Source organism: Fulvivirga marina, assembly GCF_016775155.1.
In the GTDB taxonomy this organism is placed as follows: Bacteria; Bacteroidota; Bacteroidia; order Cytophagales; family Cyclobacteriaceae; genus Fulvivirga; species Fulvivirga marina.
Window position 1 is genome coordinate 1 of record NZ_JAEUGD010000060.1, and the last position, 19,920, is coordinate 19,920.

The 19,920-nt window shown below is 39.3% G+C and carries 19 protein-coding genes; 16 read left to right on the top strand and 3 right to left on the bottom strand.

Annotated elements, in window-relative coordinates; genetic code table 11:
* Positions 1-1,248: hypothetical protein (locus JMN32_RS18210; protein WP_202857799.1), on the bottom strand; the 1,248-nt coding region annotated here is incomplete at its 3' end.
* A gap of 359 nt (positions 1,249-1,607) precedes the next feature.
* Here JMN32_RS18210 and JMN32_RS18215 point away from each other — a divergent pair.
* From JMN32_RS18215 to rsgA, 9 genes are all read left to right on the top strand, one after another.
* Complete coding sequence (locus JMN32_RS18215; protein WP_202857800.1) at positions 1,608-3,632, top strand: tetratricopeptide repeat-containing sensor histidine kinase; 2,025 nt, start codon at positions 1,608-1,610, stop codon at positions 3,630-3,632.
* Positions 3,625-4,272: a response regulator transcription factor gene (locus JMN32_RS18220; RefSeq protein ID WP_202857801.1), complete on the top strand. Its 648-nt coding sequence runs from the start codon at positions 3,625-3,627 to the stop codon at positions 4,270-4,272. Before JMN32_RS18215 ends, JMN32_RS18220 begins: the two co-directional genes overlap by 8 nt.
* A 212-nt stretch (positions 4,273-4,484) precedes the next feature.
* Positions 4,485-4,835 (top strand): SMI1/KNR4 family protein, encoded by a 351-nt coding sequence (locus JMN32_RS18225; RefSeq protein WP_202857802.1) that lies wholly within the window; start codon positions 4,485-4,487, stop codon positions 4,833-4,835.
* 274 nt (positions 4,836-5,109) lie between these two features.
* Complete coding sequence (locus tag JMN32_RS18230) at positions 5,110-6,336, top strand: cation:proton antiporter (protein ID WP_202857803.1); 1,227 nt, start codon at positions 5,110-5,112, stop codon at positions 6,334-6,336.
* Between the two features lie 83 nt (positions 6,337-6,419).
* On the top strand, positions 6,420-6,851 hold the full coding sequence (locus JMN32_RS18235; RefSeq protein WP_202857804.1) for a hypothetical protein: 432 nt from the start codon (positions 6,420-6,422) through the stop codon (positions 6,849-6,851).
* A 189-nt stretch (positions 6,852-7,040) separates the two neighbouring features.
* Positions 7,041-7,754: a TatD family hydrolase gene (locus JMN32_RS18240; protein WP_202857805.1), complete on the top strand. Its 714-nt coding sequence runs from the start codon at positions 7,041-7,043 to the stop codon at positions 7,752-7,754.
* Entirely contained in the window at positions 7,717-8,430 is a 714-nt protein-coding gene (locus JMN32_RS18245) for a tRNA threonylcarbamoyladenosine dehydratase (RefSeq protein ID WP_202857806.1), read from the top strand. Before JMN32_RS18240 ends, JMN32_RS18245 begins: the two co-directional genes overlap by 38 nt.
* A gap of 621 nt (positions 8,431-9,051) precedes the next feature.
* A complete protein-coding gene (locus tag JMN32_RS18250) occupies positions 9,052-10,302 on the top strand; it encodes a glycosyltransferase (RefSeq protein WP_202857807.1) in 1,251 nt (416 codons plus the stop codon).
* A gap of 62 nt (positions 10,303-10,364) precedes the next feature.
* Positions 10,365-11,429, top strand: a complete 1,065-nt coding sequence (rsgA, locus tag JMN32_RS18255; RefSeq protein WP_202857808.1) for a ribosome small subunit-dependent GTPase A — start codon at positions 10,365-10,367, stop codon at positions 11,427-11,429.
* Between the two features lie 162 nt (positions 11,430-11,591).
* Here the strand turns inward: rsgA and JMN32_RS18260 are convergent, their stop codons facing one another.
* Positions 11,592-12,017 (bottom strand): hypothetical protein, encoded by a 426-nt coding sequence (locus JMN32_RS18260; RefSeq protein WP_202857809.1) that lies wholly within the window; start codon positions 12,015-12,017, stop codon positions 11,592-11,594.
* Positions 12,018-12,378: 361 nt separating this feature from the next.
* Positions 12,379-12,804, bottom strand: coding sequence for a hypothetical protein (locus JMN32_RS18265; RefSeq protein ID WP_202857810.1), 426 nt, complete (start codon positions 12,802-12,804; stop codon positions 12,379-12,381).
* Between the two features lie 211 nt (positions 12,805-13,015).
* Here JMN32_RS18265 and JMN32_RS18270 point away from each other — a divergent pair, with 211 nt between their 5' ends.
* The 7 genes from JMN32_RS18270 to JMN32_RS18300 all read left to right on the top strand — a co-directional run bounded on the left by JMN32_RS18270 (position 13,016) and on the right by JMN32_RS18300 (position 19,824).
* A complete protein-coding gene (locus tag JMN32_RS18270; protein WP_202857811.1) occupies positions 13,016-13,624 on the top strand; it encodes a TetR family transcriptional regulator in 609 nt (202 codons plus the stop codon).
* A 66-nt stretch (positions 13,625-13,690) separates the two neighbouring features.
* Positions 13,691-14,974: a TolC family protein gene (locus JMN32_RS18275; RefSeq protein WP_202857812.1), complete on the top strand. Its 1,284-nt coding sequence runs from the start codon at positions 13,691-13,693 to the stop codon at positions 14,972-14,974.
* Entirely contained in the window at positions 14,971-15,885 is a 915-nt protein-coding gene (locus JMN32_RS18280) for an HlyD family secretion protein (RefSeq protein WP_202857813.1), read from the top strand. The genes JMN32_RS18275 and JMN32_RS18280 overlap by 4 nt, the downstream gene beginning before the upstream one ends.
* Before the next feature lie 2 nt (positions 15,886-15,887).
* A complete protein-coding gene (locus JMN32_RS18285; RefSeq protein WP_202857814.1) occupies positions 15,888-16,796 on the top strand; it encodes an ABC transporter ATP-binding protein in 909 nt (302 codons plus the stop codon).
* A gap of 12 nt (positions 16,797-16,808) precedes the next feature.
* The gene (locus JMN32_RS18290; protein WP_202857815.1) at positions 16,809-17,531 is read left to right on the top strand and encodes an ABC transporter ATP-binding protein; all 723 of its coding nucleotides are present in this window, start codon (positions 16,809-16,811) and stop codon (positions 17,529-17,531) included.
* 45 nt (positions 17,532-17,576) lie between these two features.
* Positions 17,577-18,692 (top strand): ABC transporter permease, encoded by a 1,116-nt coding sequence (locus tag JMN32_RS18295; protein ID WP_202857816.1) that lies wholly within the window; start codon positions 17,577-17,579, stop codon positions 18,690-18,692.
* 16 nt (positions 18,693-18,708) lie between these two features.
* Positions 18,709-19,824, top strand: a complete 1,116-nt coding sequence (locus tag JMN32_RS18300) for an ABC transporter permease (RefSeq protein ID WP_202857817.1) — start codon at positions 18,709-18,711, stop codon at positions 19,822-19,824.
* The last annotated feature ends 96 nt before the right edge of the window (positions 19,825-19,920 follow it).

Consider the following 19,920-nt stretch of genomic DNA (forward strand, 5'->3'; position numbering starts at 1 on the left):
TGGAGATTGGGTTACGGTAGGCACACTACAATTATCCGAAGCTGTAGCCAGACTTGTATAATCGGGTAATGTAAATTGGCAAGAGCTATCAAAGCTTACATTCTGATCACTAGGGCAGGTGATAACCGGATTCGTGATATCCGCAGGAATTACATTAAATGTACATTGTGCTGTGTTTCCATTGCCGTCATTCGCTGTTAAGGTAATGGTTTGGGCTGAAGTAATTATTGTACCTGCCGCTGGAGATTGGGTTACGGTAGGTGTGCTGCAATTATCCGTGGCTGTAGCTAAACCTGTATAATCAGGTAATGGGTACTGGCAAGAACTATTGAAGCTAACATTCTGATCACCAGGACAAAATATAACTGGTGTATCATTTACAATTGTTACTGTCTGTTTTTTTGACTGTGGACAAGTGCCTGCAGTTGTATAGGTTACGGTAAAAGTAGTTGCAGTACTTGCTGAAAGATCAATTTTTCCTGTAGTGCTATTGATAACAAGACCAGTCGGAGAACTGGAAAATACTCCACCGGGGTCGCCACTAATTGCTGGAGTAGGATCAACACTGTTTGAACAGTACGAAGTATTACTATAGCTGAATGAGGGATCCTCTACTGCTCCAAGTTTAGGTATTATGTTTAAGTCTATATCTGCACTGTAAGTTTGAAGTAATCTTTCATTTCCAAATTTGGTGGTGGTGATACTATTGGAATTATCTCCATTTCCCTGACCTTTGGTGTTGCTCTGTATTACCAATCTGTCCGTTGCATCTCCCGGGTGGATAACTATCCCTATATAGAAAGTACTAGTAGTTGGAACAGGATTGGATGGTAGGGTAATCCAAAAATTCTTAAATGCATTTGAAGCAACACCTAATTGTGTTGGGGATATATTGGTAACACCTCCAACCAAAGTACCTGGCCTGCTACTTCCATTATCATCATACACATTAACATCAAACCTTGTATTGTCATTAGCATCAGTTAAAAATCCCAAGCCAAGACGTACTGCTCCTACCGGAGTAGTACCCGGTGTTGGAGAAGCGAACCCCTCAAATACCGTTTTATCATCCGTAGAATTAGTTGAGTTTGCAGGATCCGGAATACCAGTGACATATCCACCCCCATACATGTAAATAGTCGTTGTTGGAGCAGGATTTTCCCATTCAAAAGAAAGTGTATCGCACTGCTGCGCTTTGCTTATTAAGAGTGTTAAAAAAAAAAGGATGGTAAGTAAGATTTTTTTCATTTTTCAATAAATGCTATTAGCTAATTACTTTTTGCCTGAGAAACTGTATAGTTAATTCCATAATCATAGAAATCGGCTAATTCTTTAATCATTTTGGCGATAAAAAGTGAGAATTAGATGTATACACATTTCAAAATGTAAAGCTCTGAAATGCTTAAATCGAAATAAATACGGGGCGCCACGTATTTATGGTGGGGATGATACGTATTTTTTGCTTTATTGCTAGTACTTTTATGTTTGGTAATTATTTTTTCAGCATGAGATTATCGTTTTTTATGGGGTCAATACTTAAGGGTTTTATTCGAACCAATTTACTTTTTCCCTTGGTTTCCTATAAAATCATTTTCAAATTATTACTCTTGTACCTTTTTGTCGGATATACACTTTTATTTATACCTCTTTCATTAAAAGCGCAAAAACCGGTAGCCGACAGTCTTAGGAAAATTGCCCACTCACTTCCGGCCAACGATACCAGTATATTCGAACTTCGGAGGTCATTAGTAAAAGCCTACATACCATTTAATGCGGACTCAGGCAAAATGATAGCAAAGGAATCATACCGATTGGCTGAGTCCATGGGGTACAAGAGAGGAATGGTTATGGCCCGTAACGATCTTGCGGGTTGTTACTGGTATCTTCAAATGTACGATTCAGCCATTGCACTTAGTGAAGAAACTGCCAAGACCGCCGGAGCGCTTTATTTATATAAAGAAAAAGGCATTGCTTTGAGGCGGATAGGTATTTGTTATACAGTTAAAGGAGCGCATGATAAAAGCCTTCCTTATTATGAACAGGCAATAGACGCTTTTACACATATCGCAGATACATCGTCCCTTATTACATTGTATGGAGACCTTAGCAGGACTTATAATCAAAAAGCCGACCACGGAAAAGAAACCCAATACGCTTTCAAGGTAATGGAGCTGGCGGAAGCCTCTAAAGACTCATTGGGAATGGCAGATGCCTACCAAGGCGTTGGAAATATTTATTTATTGGAGGATGATTATAAAAACTCTATAGCTTATGTAGAAAAAGCAGTAGAACTTTATAAAGCTTATAAATCCCCTGCTGATAAATTGGGGGCTGCATATATTTTTCTTGGTATAAATTACACATATAACCAGCAGTTTCAGGAGGCAGAAGATGTATACGATATAGCAATGGAAATTTTTGTTGCCAATAATATGGAAAGGCTCAAGGCTATACTCCTTGAAAATTATGGTTGGATGTATATGCGATCAGGCCAATATTCGAAATCCAATGATTCCTATGAAAAGTCTTTCCCAATACTATCTAAACTCAAATTAAATAACCGGCTTTGCAATGCTTATGTAGATTATGGTGAGAGCCTGAGGCGACAAGGCAAATACGAACCAGCAAAAGAATACCTTGCAAAAGCAATTGATCTTGGAAAGCAAACCGGAAGAGGTGATATTGTTTTGGATGCATTGCAGTCACGATATAAACTGGATTCTGCACAAAATAATATGGCGTCAGCTTTTGTTCACTATCAAAAACTAAATGCACTTGAAGATAGTCTTTATACCAAAGAAAAAGAGGGTCAAATAAAAGAGCTTCAGGTTAAATATGAAACGGAACAAAAAAAGCGGCAAATTGTGGAACAGAAGGATGAAATACGCTTTTTGGAAGCAACCGGATTATTCAAAACCCGACTAGCCTGGGCAATTGGCATTAGTGCTATGTTTTTGTTTGGCAGTGCTTATTGGTACCGTTCTTACAGGTTTGCTTTGAACGCTAAAAAAATGGAGGAAGAGTTTTCGCGCCAATTATTAATCTCCCATGAAGAAGAAAGGAAACGCATATCAAGAGACCTCCACGATTCTGTGGGGCAAAGTCTAATCCTCATCAAAAACAAAGTTGTACTCCATAACGACAACAATACGGTCAATATGGTCTCTCAGGCTCTTGAAGAAGTGAGAACAATATCCAAAGCATTACACCCGGCTGTATTGGATAACCTTGGACTTACAGCCAGTATAAAAAAACTGGTTCAAGATGCAGATCAGCATACTGATATTTTTTTAAGTGAAGAAATTGAGAATATTGATACTATTTTTCCCAAGGAACATGAATTGCAGGTATACCGCATAGTTCAAGAGGCTTTAAATAACGTGATCAAACACTCCCAAACAGAATCAGCCGAAATCAAGATCAACAATGAGGAGAATAGGGTAATCATTCAGGTAATAGACTACGGTGTAGGGTTTGATTTAGTGGAAGATACCGAAACACTAAACAGCCTTGGCATGCGTACCCTGAAAGAAAGGACAAAGTTGGTAGGTGGAAAAATTGAAATTGATTCTATTAAAGGAAAGGGAACCAAGATTACACTAGTAGTGGATAAGCCAAATGTATATGCCTGATAAAAAGTTAAAAATTGTGATAGCAGATGATCACCCCATGCTGCTACAAGGCCTTAAGGATACCTTGGAAAAAGCTGGTCTCAATGTAGTAGGCGCTGCGAACACCGGAAGCGCTGCTTTACAACTGATTATTGATCACCACCCCGATCTCGCTGTTTTGGATATAGAAATGCCTTATCTATCCGGATTTACCATTGCCTCCGAATGCCAAAAGAAAGGGTTGAACACAAAGTTTATCATTCTTTCGTATCATAAAGAATCTGAATTTATTGCGCAGGCAAAAAGCCTGAATATTTCAGGGTATGTACTTAAGGAAGATACGAGTGCTGATATCCTTAACTGTATCACTTCAGTAATGAAGGGAGAACCTTACTACAGCCGATCCATTTTAAGTAAGGATATGGATACGGCTAATGACAGCTTGAAACGTTTGACTAACCTTTCTCCTTCAGAGCGAAAAATATTGAAGTTAATTGCTTCTCAAATGAGCTCGCAGGAAATAGCAAACAAACTTCATATAGCTGAGCGTACCGTAGAGAAACACAGGAGTAATATTATTGCTAAACTTGGCATTCATGGTCAGTCTCATAGCCTTTCTATGTGGGCCATTAAACAGAAGTCCATGATTATGGATTTATAGGATTTAATTAAGCAATAGAACCAACAAAGCAAGACCAGCCGATTAGGAAGTCAACTCAATAACAATCATATTTAATAGTTAAATGGTTAAAATTGGCAGATATTTTATGCTGATTTGGGTGAAGCCCTAAACCTTAGCTAGATAGTCAGTATGGATAATGTAAAAAAACAATTGAAAAATTAAAAAGCACATTTTCTGATTCATCATTTGATGTGGTAAAAGAAGAATGGATTAGTGCTATAGAAATAAAATATCCGGACATCCCTGAGAACTTGAAAAGTTTATATCGAGATTTAGGTTATGGAACGATAGGAGATTCATATTATTCGATTCATGTATTTCTGGAGCCTAGCGATATTTACGACCAAGAAACCGCAGCCGGACTAAAAGGAAAATATATTGTTGGAGACGATTTCTGTGGAGATTGCCATGCATATGATGCTGAAGACAATTGGAAGTTTGGGTTTATAGATTGTAATGGAGAGTTTAATGATTTAACAGAGGTTTATTCTGATTTTATTGATTTTTTACATCAATTAGCACTAAGTCAGGAGCGAATTTAAAGCTCTGCCATAGTCAGTGGCTCACAACCTATGTCTTCTGAAACTTTAGTTTTAAAAGAGCCAATGTATTATTCAAAAGTACCTGGGGATTCTGAAGGGACATTTTCTTACTTATTCTGAAACAATATATTGAAGAATTGAATGAATTAAGCCACATGTAACAGGCACCATCCATCCGCAAGCTAATCAAGCTATTTGCAAATGTTGTATACAAGGGCCGTTTTCATTACTTTGAATCAATTATGGTGTTGTGCCTATATAAAATGATTGATTTTTGAATATCCTGCTGACAATAGGTTTATTACTTATCACCGGCTATACAGCGGGGTGGCTTCTTGACAAGATAGGGCTACCTAAAGTAATTGGTTATATAGCTACAGGTATTGTTTTAAGTCCGAATACCATTGACTTTGTCAACTTCCATACCATAGAAGTTACCCACCCGCTAATGGAGGTTTGCTTGGGTTTTATTGCATTTGAAGTAGGAGGATCTTTAAAATGGTCAAAAATTAAAGCACACGAAAAGGAAATCCTAAGTATTACTCTCCTTGCAAGTTTATTCCCATTCTTATTGATTTCAACAGGCGTTTTTTGTTTTGGATTGTTGTTTCCAACAATATTACCGATTGATTCATCTACACTACTACTACTGGCATCATTGCTCGGTGCATTGGCAAGCCCAACAGCACCAGCAGCTACACTTGCTGTAATCCATCAATATAAAGCCAAAGGAAAAGTAACAGATACTATATTGGGTGTTGTAGCACTGGATGATGCGCTAGGCATCCTATTATTCAGTCTGACCACAGCCATCATATTTATGGGGGAGACAGGATTATTCGGGGACTCCATTGTAAACTCTTTTTATGAGGTAACAGTGGCTATCTTCATTGGAACAGTTCTGGGATTTATTATAGATCCTACAACCAAACTATTTCAAATTACAGGTGAAGGACAATGGGTCGTTATAATTTTTGCTCTGATTATCCTTTGCGTAGGTATTTCCAAAGCCCTACAAGTAGACGCATTATTATCTTCAATGACGATGGGAATAACCGTAGTCAACAAATGTAATCAACAAAAAATAATTTTTAGGATTTTAGAACGCTACACAGAAGATTTAATATTTCTTTTCTTCTTCTTATTAAGCGGCTTGCATTTGAACATATCAACCATTCCTGAGGCAACTGGTTTAATTTTCTTATTTGTATTGCTGCGGACTATAGGCAAGTTTATCGGAACAATTGCGGGTGCCAGACTGGTAAAAGCAGATCACTTAATACAAAAATACACTGCTGGCGGGCTACTTCCTCAAGCAGGTATTGTCATAGGGCTTGTATTGAGTATTTATCAAAAAGAACAATTCAAAGACATCTCAGAAATACTCCTGACCACAATAATGGGAACCACTATTATTTACGAGTTTATTGGACCAATATCTGTAAAATATTCATTGATGAAAGCTGGAGAAATAAAAAAGAACAGGTACAATAAAAGCTAAGGAAAAGATGCAGAATATAATAAAGAGGAACCTGCAAGTCTTTCCAATATGTTAGAACTATAGCAAAACTAACTTCTAACTTAGTGAGCGGTAAAAACAAAAAAGACTACAAATCTGATTTACAAAAATTCACGTACGAGGCTCTTAGAAAGGAAATTGAGTTTAGAAGAGAAAAAGCCTGGAGAATATTTTCGTGGGTAAGCACAATTTTACTAAGCGTAATGGGAGGTATTATTGCAATTAAAAGTAGTTCAAGTTGGAACCTCACATGTTTCCACGCTGCACTTTTAACAGGTGCTATTTTGGTACTATCAAATTTTTCTCATTTGTGGATACATCGCAATTTAGAAATAGAGGACAATGCATTAAACAAAATAGAGCCGTTAGAAGTGTTTTTCAAGATTAGAGAACCCAACGAGAAGGATGCAAAACGTCCAATGTTTGGATATCATGCTACTATCATTTTGCTTACCATAGCCACACTCATTACTATTTGGGTTGTTCCATTTACTTAAACCTTAAAAGTACAAGGAACCATAATTAGAGTTAAAACTCAACGGATAGATCTCATATCCTTTTTTCTCAGAAACTTACAGAATAGCCGTTCATCATTATCACATGTATGTAAAGTACTTTTTACCTTTACCAAGGTAACTTACCAAGAGTAAAACAAAACGCTACACCCTTAATTCTGTTCTATTTTTATGAGCAAATTGCTTTTCAACAGACCTGTAACGCTTGATTTCCATACCCATAAAGTGAGACATCAGGATAATCCCAATATTGTTGAAATTGTCTCCTTGCATCTGGGTAAGGATGATCCTCCGGAAGGTCCATACACAGTGGGTAAACATCCCTGGTGGACTGAAGACATACTTTCTCCAGATGAAGCAAACGAAATGAAAGCGCATTTTGGCAGTACCAATTGTGTAGCCTTAGGTGAAATGGGACTGGATAACCTTAAGGGGCCTTCTATGCAGGTACAGATGGACATTCTTCGGAGTCAGCTGCAGGTTGCTGATGAGCTAAATGCAGCTGTAATCATACATTGTGTAAGAGCTTACCATCAGCTACTGCAAGTTAAAGGTGAGTTTCCATCCATCAAAAATTGGTGCATACATGGCTATGGACGAAATGTAACATTGGCTCTACAGCTTATTGATGCAGGCTTTTATATATCACTCATGCCGCAACCCCATAAACCAGAGAAGTTCAGTGAATTACTCCACGCTATACCGGCCAACCGTATATTTCTTGAAACCGACAGTATGCCCGATGTTTCTATAGAAAACATATATTTGCAGGCTTCAAATGCTTTAGGCATTTCAATAGAAAAACTTAAGGATCAATTTACGAATAACGCAAACACTTTTTTTGATTATGAGCTGGCTGGAAAGAACCGAACTGTTAATTGGTGAAGAGTCATTGCAAAAATTAAATCAGGCCCATGTGCTGGTGGTTGGGCTTGGTGGTGTAGGTAGCTACGCTGCCGAAACTCTTGTACGGTCTGGTATTGGTAAAATTACCATTATCGATGGCGACCTGGTAGATCCTACTAATAAAAACCGGCAACTACAGGCACTGGATTCTACCGTTGGCTTGCAAAAGGCCAATGTACTTAAAGAAAGATTTTTAGATATTAACCCTGAGCTTCAGATCACGGTATATGACCAGTTTATGCAGCCTGATGCCATGACCAAATTGCTTACCGATAATCAATTTGATTTTGCTCTGGACTGTATCGATAGCTTTGCTCCCAAACTAAGCTTTATATTAACCCTGAAGCGCCTAAAGTGTAAGTTTATCTCTTCCATGGGAGCTGGTGGCAAACTGGATCCTACCAAAATTAGAATCGCTGACATCAGTAAAACAAGGGAATGCAAATTTGCTCAACAACTACGTAAAATCCTCAAATCGAAAGGCGTGCGTAAGGGTATTCTTACCGTCTACTCAGAAGAAATTCAGGTGGCCCACTCACTAAAATTAACGGATGGCTCCAACTACAAAAAATCCTTTTATGGCACTATTGCTTATATGCCAGCGATGTTCGGTATGACTATGGCATATGAAGTGTTGCGAAGGTTGATGAAGTAAGGCACTAAATGCTCAAAGTCTCGGTTGGCAGAGTAGCGTCCCGTAATTAAAACAAAGAAAGCTTAAAATTGAGCCTCCTTGTTTACCTATAAAATGAATCCATTAGCTTCCGCTTGCCATTCTGTAAACCAGTCATAAGTAAACATCTTTCCTCTTATATATCCAGTACAGACCAATCTCCGGGCCTTGTGTTTCTTCCTGCATTATTAAATTAATCGGGCTAGTAGCCTTGAGAAAGGTTCCAAAAGCTCCTGATGCAATGGTACCAGTGAAGAGATGTAGGTGCCACTCCCCTCCCCCATGAAGATGTACTGCTTGGTGAATTCAAAAATGAAAAGTTTACTGAATGGTACCAGTTCTTTCAGGACTTAAAGTAATAATCTGGTAATAAGACACCTATTTAGCCAGAAAATTTCAATGCCCGCAACGTGTTCTCAGAACATTTGTAGTTCAAATCATACGAGTCAATAACAACTTGCAAATGGATGAAATATTATCAGGCTGATAATCCATAATTCTCTTTTAAATGTAAAAACCTGATAGATTGAAGCATTGTTACATTACAAAAACACCAGGCTGCACCTTAATAAAAATGACAGTTCAAACAGAAGCGCTGATAAAATGAAAATAATTTTGATTTCCATAGGAACCCGTGGTGATATGGAACCTTTTCTTGCCATAGGTGAAATATTGAAAGAAAGGGGACACAAGGTTATCTGTGTCTTTCCAGAGCAATTTAGGAACCTTGCAGAGGAATCAGAATTAGAGTTCACTTCTCTTGGAACCAAATTCATAGATATGCTTGACAGCAAGTATGGAAAAGCAGCGATGGGAGGAACCTGTTCCGGATTAAAAAAAATCATTGCCCACATTAAACTTGCCAGCAAATTAACACCGGTCAATAAAGAATTAATTAGAAAACAATATGAAATAATTGAGTCTTTAGAGCCTGACAGAATTTTGTACAATGGGAAAGCCGTATATCCAATAATATGGGGAATAAAAAACAAAGAAAGGAATATCCTTGTTTGTCCAATGCCTTACATGCATTATGTCAAAGGACATGCTCACATTGCATTTAATTATGATTTTGGCCAATTCCTTAACAAGTTAACTTTTTCGTTGGTGAACTTTGCCATGATTATAACCATAAAGATCTCCCTGAAATGGCTTAAATTATCAGGTAAATTTAGTTTTGGGCAAATAAAAACTGAGTTATTGTCGAATAAGGCGATATACACGGTTTCTCCTACACTTTTCCCCAAGCCAGCCTATTGGAGTAAGAATTTAAAGGTTGTGGGGTACCATGAAAGAAACAAAACTACGAACTGGAAACCACAAAAGGCATTGCTTGATTTTTTGGAAAAGCACAATAAAATTCTATTCATCACTTTTGGTAGCATGTTGAATCCAGAACCTGAAGAAAAAACTAAAACAATACTTAAGGTACTGGAACACAATAAAATTTCAGCTATTATTAATACTGCAGCAGGTGGATTAGTAAGGCCGGAACTGTATGATAAAGATTTAATATATTTCACCAAGCAAATACCATACGACTGGATTTTTCCTAAGGTATATGGTGTTATTCATCATGGAGGTTCAGGAACAACCCATTTAGCACATAAATATGGTTGTGCATCAATGATTATACCCCATATTGTCGACCAGTTTGTATGCGATACAATAACTTTTAAGTTAGGTACTGGCCCTAAAGGAATTAAAATAAGTAAAATCCATGTAGAGAACCTGGAACCCAAAATCCTTGCCATGCTAAACGATATGAATTATAAACATAAATCAGAGCTCATTAGCCACCAGATGATCAAAGAAGATTTTAAGAAAGAATTATACCTTTCGATAATTCAATAACCAATTACCACATACTTCGTAGATGACTATAACAAGCTCGCTAATAACTAAGAATTAAAACGATGACATACGAGGATTTAGGTTATAACAGCACATTGGACCAATACCGAAATGAACAAGGTCTGAATACATTAGAAGTTGGCCGGGTCATATCAGAGCATAAAGAGCGATATATTGTTAAAACTCCAACTCATGAGTTTGATGCAGAGCTAATAGGCAATTTAAGGTATACAGCAGAGAGTAGATATGACTTTCCCGCTGTAGGTGATTGGGTAGCTTTTATGCAGTATGACGAAAGTAAAGCGCTTATTCATGCGATTTTTCCTCGTCGATCCATAATAGAAAGAAGGGCTGCGGGGAAAGCCAGCAAGGTACAAATCATAGCAACCAATGTTGACTTTGGCTTAATTGTTCAAGCCGTTGACAGAGATTTTAATGTAAACAGATTGGAACGGTACTTAACAATTTGTAATACTGCCAAGGTTGAACCCATCATTGTACTTAATAAAATAGATTTAATTAACAAGCCGGAATTGAGTACTATTTTGAATACGATTAAACAACGTATTAAAGAGGTGAAAATAATTACCGTAAGCAATAAACCCGCTGGCTATTCTCAATTAGAGGAACTGATTGAAGCAGGAAAAACATATTGTTTGCTGGGTTCATCAGGTGTTGGTAAATCCACTATTATCAATGCTCTTTCGGGAAAGGAAGAGATGAAAACCGGAGAGATCAGCTCTGCAGTTCATAAAGGAAAACATACCACAAGTCACCGCGAATTAATATCACTGCCAAATGGAGGAATAGTCATTGATAATCCGGGTATGCGAGAAGTTGGCATTACCGACAAATCCGACGGACTGGAAATTACGTTTGATGCCATTCTTGAACATTCACAAAATTGTAAGTATCAAAATTGTACACATACTCATGAGAAAGGGTGTGCAGTCATTGAAGCAGTTGAAAACGGAGAGATTGACCAGAAATCATATACCAATTTTCTTAAAATGATAAGAGAAAAGGCTCATTTTGAAGCTACCGCTCTGGAAAGGAAGAAAAAAGACAAAGACCTGGGAAAGATGATTAAGCAGGTAAAAAAGCAGAAAAAGAACCATAAGCACTGAACATGACTCCCTAATCAGTTGTCCTAACTACAGCATATTTCAGGGTAATACATACACAAATTCATCAACTTAACGGCGTAAAAACTAGCACGCAATACATTAAAATAGATCGCATGCTAGTTTTGGATTTAGGTCAAAGTAATTCTTTTTATCAGAAAGCACCTATACAACTTCTTTAAGCCAATTCTTTGCTGATTCCACGTCATTAAAATGATGAATAGTCAGGGCACTATTATTTGTCGATTCCTCAGTATATTCTTCAATATTCATTAGAGTAAATATATTTTCAGGAAGCACAAAGGCTACAAACCGGAGCCCTGCCTCATAGGCTTTTATATTCCAATGATTTACCACCCATTCTTTATCATTCGGGTCAATAACCTCCATGCGTCGCGCATCCACTAACCAACCAAGGTTGCCATTTTCCTTAATTTTTTCATGAATAAGTTCAAGGCCACGCTCCATGAACTTTCTAAACTCTTCTGACAGCATAAAGCCATTACCTAAACTAGCGATATAAGGTACCTCCTGGTCATATCCAAAATACCTGTTTTCAGTTGCATGTAATCTAATTATATTATTTTCCATGTTAATAATTGATTAAGTATATACCTTGTCATTCTCAGAAACCGCTGTAAAGCAGTATCCCCGTCTATATCATTATACCATAAGCCATACTAAAAACAAGCCTGCTATTATAGACACTAAACTTGACAAACTGCATAGCTAGTAGGGTGACAAAAAGGTAGACAAGCTATAAATCTTCATTAAAGCAACTTTAATCCCTGATAACCAAATTGATAAACGGTTGTTTAACTTACTCTTTTCAGTTAAGATTTGACAAAGGACAGGGCTTAATCTCGTTAAAAAATAGCACGCGACAGATTAAACTGATCGCGTGCTGCTCAGTTAGACTTAGGTAAAAAGTAATTATTCTTATCGGTGCAGCTTATATAACTTCTTTAAGCCAATTTCTTGCCGATTCCATATCATCAAAATGCTCAATGATTAAGGTCCCTTTATCTCCGGATTGTAGTGAATATTCTTCAATATTCATCAGCGTAAATATATTATCCGGGAGAATAAAGGCTACAAACCTTAATCCTGCTTCATAGGCTTTTACTTTCCAGTCGTTTCCCATCCCTACTTCATCATTATGACCTATGACCTCCATATATCGAGTGTCTACTAACAACCCAAATTCGCCATTTTCCTTAATTTTTTCATAAATCAATTCAAGGCTACATTCCATAAACTTTCTAAAATCGTCTATGAACATAAGCCCCTCACCACTACTGATTATACACGGGATTTGGGGATCATAGTCAAAAGACCCGTTTTCGGTTTCATGCAATCTAATCAAGTTACTCATCATAACGCGATAATAATAATTTACAGCACAAATAAGATGAAATAAAGGAAAACAAAACTGGCAGGCATAATGGCAAATAGATATACAAACCAAACAGTCAGTCAGTTACATATATTAATTATTTACCATCGTGAGAAAGTGGTAAAGCAAAACAAATTTACCCAAACGGGTAAATTATTAAAAACTATTCCCTAGATTTGTGGTACAGTTTACTATGGCTAAATCAACAAATACAGAAGACAAGATATTGGAATCCGCATCACAGGTATTCAGCGAGAAGGGTTTCAATGGTGCCAGGATGCGTGAAATTGCAGATACTGCCGGCATCAACAAAGGCTTACTTCACTATTACTTTAAAACTAAAGATGCCTTATTTGAAGCTGTATTTAAAGTAGCATTCAAACAGCTGATCTCCAGAATACAGCACATACTGGAAATGGATCTCCCCCTTTATGAAAAGATCGACCTTATTGTCGACACCTATTTAGGTATGATTATGAAAAACCCTTCCCTACCCAACTTTGTTATAAGCGAACTCAACAAAGATGCGGACAGGTTTATCAAAAGGAATATCAGCAAGAAAGAAACACAGATATTTGCAAAATTCATAGCCCTGGTGGATCAGGAGGCCGATGAAGGAAAAATAAAAAGAATTGATGCCAGACAGCTTCTTATGAATATCATCTCCATGATTGTCTTTCCCGTTCTGGGCAGACCCATTATGCAGGTCATATTCGGAACTGATAATGATGAATTCAAATCGTTGCTTCTGGAGCGTAAACAACATATTAAAGAATTTGTAAAAGATGCATTGAAACCGTAGTTATATTTTTTTACCCAAAAATTACCCAAACGGGTAAAATAAAAAAGAACAATAAACTATTACCACATGAATAGAATCTATCCAATCGCCATCATACTAGGCTGCCTGGTAAACCTGAGCCAAGCAACAGCACAGTATAAGGATAAGCTCACCCTTGCCGAAGCCTATGATCTGGCCATGATAAACTATCCGCTCACAGGGCAAAAATCGTTGCTCGAAAAGCAAACGGAGTTGTCTCTTGATATTATCAGAGATGAGAGCCTTCCAAATATAACCGCTAATCTTGAAGGACAGCTACAAACTGAAAGCTTACAACTTGGCTCTGATAGCCCAGAGAGCCCTATAAATGTAGAGGTGCCTCGGGAGAGTTATAAGGCATATGCGCAACTCGACTACACCGTGTACGAAGGAGGACAAACTACAGCTCAAAAAGATGCCGTAAAAGCAAATCTGCAAGTAGGACTTCATCAGTTAAAAACTGACCTGAGGTCTTTAAAAGATCGTGTCAATGAGCTATTCTTTATTATTGTTCTTTCACTACAGCAGGAGCAGCTCATTGGTATTTCTTTGAACAACATCAGCGCGAGTTTACAAACTCTTGAAGCTGGTTTCAACAATGGCACCATACTGGAAAGTGAGCTGGTTAAACTTAAGGTAAGAAAGCTCGAGCTTCTCAATGAACAGGAAGATATCCGCTCCAATTACGTGGCTGCTATAAGTGTATTGGAAGAGCTAACCGGACTGACCCTCTCCCCTACTACAATGTTCATATTACCGTCATTTGATCCTGACACTGAAGTAGACCTGCAGCGACCTGAACAGGGGCTTTACAACGCCCAAAAATTACTCCTTACAGCCCAGGAAGGCTCTATCAAAGCATCTCGACGACCACGCGTAGTTCTCTTTGCCCAAGGAGGTGTAGGTTATCCCAACCCATTAAATTTCACTGATATAAGTCACTCTCCATACGCTCTCGCCGGCCTACGCATGACATGGAAAATATGGGACTGGAATGCTGCCTCTCAAAAAACCGAACGACTACAAATACAGCAACAGCAAGTGGATGTCAGAAAGAGAACTTTTGAATATAATATACAAACCCGAGAAAATGAATTTATTGAAAAAATAGAAGCACTCTCCCGGCAAATAGAGAACCACAAAAATATAGTTGTACTCCAAAACGAGGTGCTACAACAATCAAAGGCCCAATTAAAAAATGGTGTAATAAATGCTACAGATTACCTGATACAGGTCAATGCAGAACTGGAAGCAAGACAAACGCTGCAATTATACGAACTCCAACTTCAACAATTACAAGTTAAATATCTAACCTTATTTGGAATGTTATGATGACGAAATTAAAATTTAATATCTGGTTTAGTATAGCCCTGGCCCTCCCGGGATGTAACAACGAAGAACCGTCTGATGCTTACGGAAACTTTGAAGCTACTACGGTCACGGTAAGTGCAAAAGGAAATGGAGAGCTTAGGCAATTCCCTATCGAAGAAAGCATGCAACTCAGCGCCGGACAGCAGACCGGTTATATTGATACTACTCAATTGCATTTGGAAAAACTACAGGTTCAGGCGCAGATCATATCACTCGGTGACAAGATCAAAGAGGCTGAGCCTGAAATAGCACTTCTACTAGAGCGTAAAGAAAACCTGCTTCGCGAATACAACCGAACCAAAAACCTTGTTGTTGCCAAAGCTGCCACGCCAAGACAATTAGATGAATACGAGGGTGAGATTAAAGTAGTTAATCAGCAAATAACTACTACTCAACGCCAGACATCGGTGATAAACAGAGGTATCCTCGCAGAGCGCGGCCCTTTACTCGCAAAGGTTGATGTATTGAAGAACAACATAGCTGATCATGTGATCATCAACCCGATTGCAGGCACGGTGCTCACTAAGTATGTCGAACCTGGTGAATTGGTGACTCGGGGCAGGCCACTTTATAAAATTGCAAACCTGAAGAAGCTTAAACTGAAAGCATACGCCAATGCCAAAGATCTTCAGAAAGTAGCTGTGGCCGATTCGGTAACTGTACTAATAGACGAAGGAGATAAAGCCTATAAGGAGTTGCCCGGTGTGATCACATGGATATCAAATGAAGCAGAGTTTACCCCCGAAAACATACAGACACGTAAAGAACGTACCACCCTGGTTTACGCCCTTGATGTTATGGTAGCCAATGAAGATGGCACGCTGAAAATTGGTATGCCCGGAGAAATTCGTTTCAACCCCTTAAACAAATAAACATGCCGGCCATTGAAGTCAATAATACATCAAGAACCTATGGCAAGGTGCAGGCGCTCAACTCTATATCCCTCTCAGTGGAATATGGTGAGTTATTCGGTCTCATCGGCCCTGATGGAGCCGGAAAGTCCACTCTCTTCCGTATACTGACTACGCTTTTGCTGGCCGATACAGGTACAGCCTCGGTAGCAGGACATGATGTTGTACAGAGCTACCGCCAAATACGCAAAGAAGTCGGCTACATGCCGGGAAGATTCTCTCTGTATCAAGACCTTACAGTTGAGGAAAATCTTCGATTTTTTGCTACAATATTTAACACCACTATAGAAGAGAACTACAACCTGATCAAGGATATCTATGAGCAGATAGAACCTTTCAAAAAAAGGCCTGCGGGCAAACTCTCAGGAGGCATGAAACAAAAACTGGCCCTGAGCTGCGCTCTGATCCACAAACCTAAGGTACTGTTTCTGGACGAACCTACCACCGGAGTGGATGCGGTAAGCCGGCAAGAGTTCTGGGATATGCTAAAAAACCTGAAAGAAAAGGGCATTGCCATCCTCGTCAGTACACCATACATGGATGAAGCCAGTCTGTGCGACAGGATAGCGCTGATACAAAGTGGTAAAATCCTGCAAACCGATACACCGGAGGAGATTGTAAAAAGCTACCCCAGCCCTTTGTATGCCATCAGGTCTAACAACAATTATGAGCTATTAAAGGTGCTTCGTGATAAGAACTATACCAAAAGTGCTTTACCCTTCGGTGAGTATTTGCACCTGGCAACCCATACGTCCATGGGTGTTGATGAGATCATTAGTACACTGAATACCGGAAATTATCCAGACTTGGAGATCAAGCCTATAAAACCGGATATAGAAGATCTTTTCCTTGAATTAAGTCGTGAAGTTTAACTCCCTGCCGATATGAACAGCTATTCCATTGAAGTAGAAAATCTGACCAAAAAATTCGGTGAATTCACCGCTGTGGATAACATCAGTTTTAAAGTTGCTAAAGGTGAGATCTTTGGTTTTCTTGGAGCCAATGGTGCCGGAAAGACCACGGCCATGCGCATGCTTACTGGCCTGAGCAAACCCACATCCGGGCAAGGTACAGTGGCTGGCTTTAATGTAATCCGTGACCATGAAAAGATTAAAACCCGCATTGGGTATATGTCCCAAAAATTCAGTCTGTATGAAGACCTCACCGTCAGGCAGAACATACGCTTATTCGGAGGCATTTACGGCCTGTCAAATCAGGAGATCCGGGAAAAATCAGAAACCATACTACATGACCTCAGGCTCTCGGAGGTTAGCTCCAAGCTGGTGGCCGCTTTGCCACTAGGCTGGAAGCAGCGACTGGCCTTTGCCATTTCCATGATCCATGACCCTGACATTGTATTCCTGGATGAACCCACCGGTGGTGTTGACCCTTTTGTTCGAAGACAGTTCTGGGAGGCTATCTATGAGGCTGCCGGCCATGGACGTACCATTTTCGTTACTACACACTATCTTGATGAAGCTGAGTATTGCGACAGGGTATCGATCATGGTTTCCGGAAGGATTGAAGCTCTGGACACTCCGACCAACCTGAAAAAACAATTCAATGCATCCACAATGGATAATGTATTTGTAAAACTTGTCCGCTAACCAGAAAATGAAAGCAATCTATTTTATTATCAAACGGCACTTACCATGAACATGATCAAAGTTTTTTGGGCATTTATTCAGAAGGAGGTCTACCACATCCTCCGAGACCGGCGTACTTTACTCATCCTGTTTGGCATGCCGATAGCCCAAGTGCTGATATTTGGCTTTGCGGTAACCAACGAGTTTAAAAATGCCAATATTGACATTTTAGACCATGCTAAAGACCAGACCAGCCAGAAACTAATCAGGCATGTCACCAGCTCGGGCCATTTCAAGATCAATAGGATGCTTCTGGCTGAGCATGAGATGGAAAGTGGCTTTAAAAGTGGTAAAACGGATCTGATCATGGTTATTCCGGCAGACTTCAGCAAAGACCTCTACACCTGGGATCAGGCAGAAATACAGTTGATCGCCGATGGCTCTGACCCTAACATGGCCAATGCTCTGGAACAGTATGCCAAAGCCATGATCAACGGCTTCCTGTTCCAAGAATTCAAGCAATCTGCAAAACCATACCTGATAGGCATAGAAACCCGCATGTTATACAACCCACTGCTGGAAAGTGCCTACAATTTTATTCCAGGCACCATAGCCCTGATCCTGCTGATCATATCTGCCATGATGACCTCATTAACGATAGCCAGAGAAAAAGAGCAAGGCACAATGGAAATACTTTTGGTATCTCCTCTCCCTCCTCTGCTCATTATACTTGGCAAGGTTGCCCCCTATGCCATACTATCCTTCATTGATGCGGTTCTCATTCTGATCATGGGATATTTCATTTTTGATGTACCCGTAACCGGAAGTGTAATATTATTGCTGTTATTGTGTATGGTCTACGTTATAACTGCCCTCTCGCTGGGCACATTGATATCCACAACTTCCGAAACCCAGCAGGACGCCATGATGAAATCACTCATTGGGCTACTCATGCCCTCCACATTACTCTCAGGCTTCATATTTCCTTTGACCAGCATGCCTGAGATACTACAATATATCGGTCATATAATTCCGGCAACTTACTTTATAGAGATACTCAAAGGGGTAATGCTCCGGGGAGTAGGTATTGAATACATCCTTTTTGAAGTGGGTATGCTCCTCTTTATGATTGTGGCGTTTCTTACCCTTACCTGGAAGAAGTTTAAAATACGTCTAGAATAATACAAATATAGCTAACATGAGAACACTATTATTTCTAATACAGAAAGAGTTCCTTCAGATATTAAGGAATAAAACTATTCTGATCATGATGACGATCCTGCCCATCTTTCAGCTCATTGTATTATCCAACGCAGCCACCAATGAGGTCAAAGAAGTAAAGATCATATTACTAGACCATGACCTCAGCGAGATATCACGGAATTTAACCCGAAAGATCACCGCCAGTGATCATTTCAAACTGACCGGGAGCTTATTTAGCAAAAAGCAGGCACTAGAAAAAATGCAGGCCAATGAAGCCGACATCATCCTTGAAATTCCCAATCGTTTTGAAAAGGAATTTATCAGAGGCGAAAAGCCTGCCATACAGATGCTCGTCAATGCCATCAACGGCCAGCAGGCTACGGTAGGTTCGGGCTATCTGCGCAACATCATAAGCACTTACAGCCAAGATATACTAAGTGAAGTACATTGGGTACCTCAATCCAACCATAGTAGCATTAGTATCAGCACGAGGTATTGGTATAACCCTCTATTAAAATACACTGACTTCATGGTGCCAGGTATTTTGGCTGAGCTTACAGCCCTGCTTACCATAGTGCTTACAGCTATGAACGTGGTCAGGGAAAGGGAAATAGGCACTATTGAGCAAATCAATGTAACCCCTATTAAAAAGTGGCAATTTATCATGGGTAAGCTGATTCCTTTCCTGTGTGTCGGTATGTTTATCATGACCGTGGGACTCACCGTGGGCAAGATTATCTTTCATATCCCTATGGCAGGTAGCCTGATTCTTCTATTTGTTTATGCTTTTGTCAATATCATCGCTGTACTTGGCTTTGGACTCCTCATCTCCAACTTTGCCGACACCCAGCAACAAGCCATATTTGTTGCTTTCTTTTTTATCCTGATATTCATCTTGATGAGTGGCTTGTTCACCCCCATCGAAAGTATGCCAACATGGGCACAACACTTAACAAAGGTGAACCCTCTTGCTCACTTTATTGCAGTTTCCAGGAAGGTATTGATGAAAGGAAGCGGATTTGTTGATTTGACTTCAGAATTTGCCTACACTCTGATTCTCGCCATAGTTTTCAATGTATCTGCTATATGGAGTTATAAGAAACAGGAATAGATGACTATGTTCAAGGGGAACCAGACCGATAGTAGGTGTGAAACATAAACCTTTAGTAGAGAGGCGATAAAGGTACTTTCTACACTCAATTACCTT

Coding starts and splice junctions, on each gene's coding strand:
- JMN32_RS18285 (WP_202857814.1), top strand. CDS start 15,888: ATGCCGGCCATTGAAGTCAATAATACATCAAGAACCTATGGCAAGGTG.
- JMN32_RS18240 (WP_202857805.1), top strand. CDS start 7,041: ATGAGCAAATTGCTTTTCAACAGACCTGTAACGCTTGATTTCCATACC.
- rsgA (WP_202857808.1), top strand. CDS start 10,365: ATGACATACGAGGATTTAGGTTATAACAGCACATTGGACCAATACCGA.
- JMN32_RS18220 (WP_202857801.1), top strand. CDS start 3,625: ATGCCTGATAAAAAGTTAAAAATTGTGATAGCAGATGATCACCCCATG.
- JMN32_RS18270 (WP_202857811.1), top strand. CDS start 13,016: ATGGCTAAATCAACAAATACAGAAGACAAGATATTGGAATCCGCATCA.
- JMN32_RS18260 (WP_202857809.1), bottom strand. CDS start 12,017: ATGGAAAATAATATAATTAGATTACATGCAACTGAAAACAGGTATTTT.
- JMN32_RS18290 (WP_202857815.1), top strand. CDS start 16,809: ATGAACAGCTATTCCATTGAAGTAGAAAATCTGACCAAAAAATTCGGT.
- JMN32_RS18265 (WP_202857810.1), bottom strand. CDS start 12,804: ATGATGAGTAACTTGATTAGATTGCATGAAACCGAAAACGGGTCTTTT.
- JMN32_RS18295 (WP_202857816.1), top strand. CDS start 17,577: ATGAACATGATCAAAGTTTTTTGGGCATTTATTCAGAAGGAGGTCTAC.
- JMN32_RS18250 (WP_202857807.1), top strand. CDS start 9,052: ATGAAAATAATTTTGATTTCCATAGGAACCCGTGGTGATATGGAACCT.
- JMN32_RS18300 (WP_202857817.1), top strand. CDS start 18,709: ATGAGAACACTATTATTTCTAATACAGAAAGAGTTCCTTCAGATATTA.
- JMN32_RS18245 (WP_202857806.1), top strand. CDS start 7,717: ATGAGCTGGCTGGAAAGAACCGAACTGTTAATTGGTGAAGAGTCATTG.
- JMN32_RS18280 (WP_202857813.1), top strand. CDS start 14,971: ATGATGACGAAATTAAAATTTAATATCTGGTTTAGTATAGCCCTGGCC.
- JMN32_RS18275 (WP_202857812.1), top strand. CDS start 13,691: ATGAATAGAATCTATCCAATCGCCATCATACTAGGCTGCCTGGTAAAC.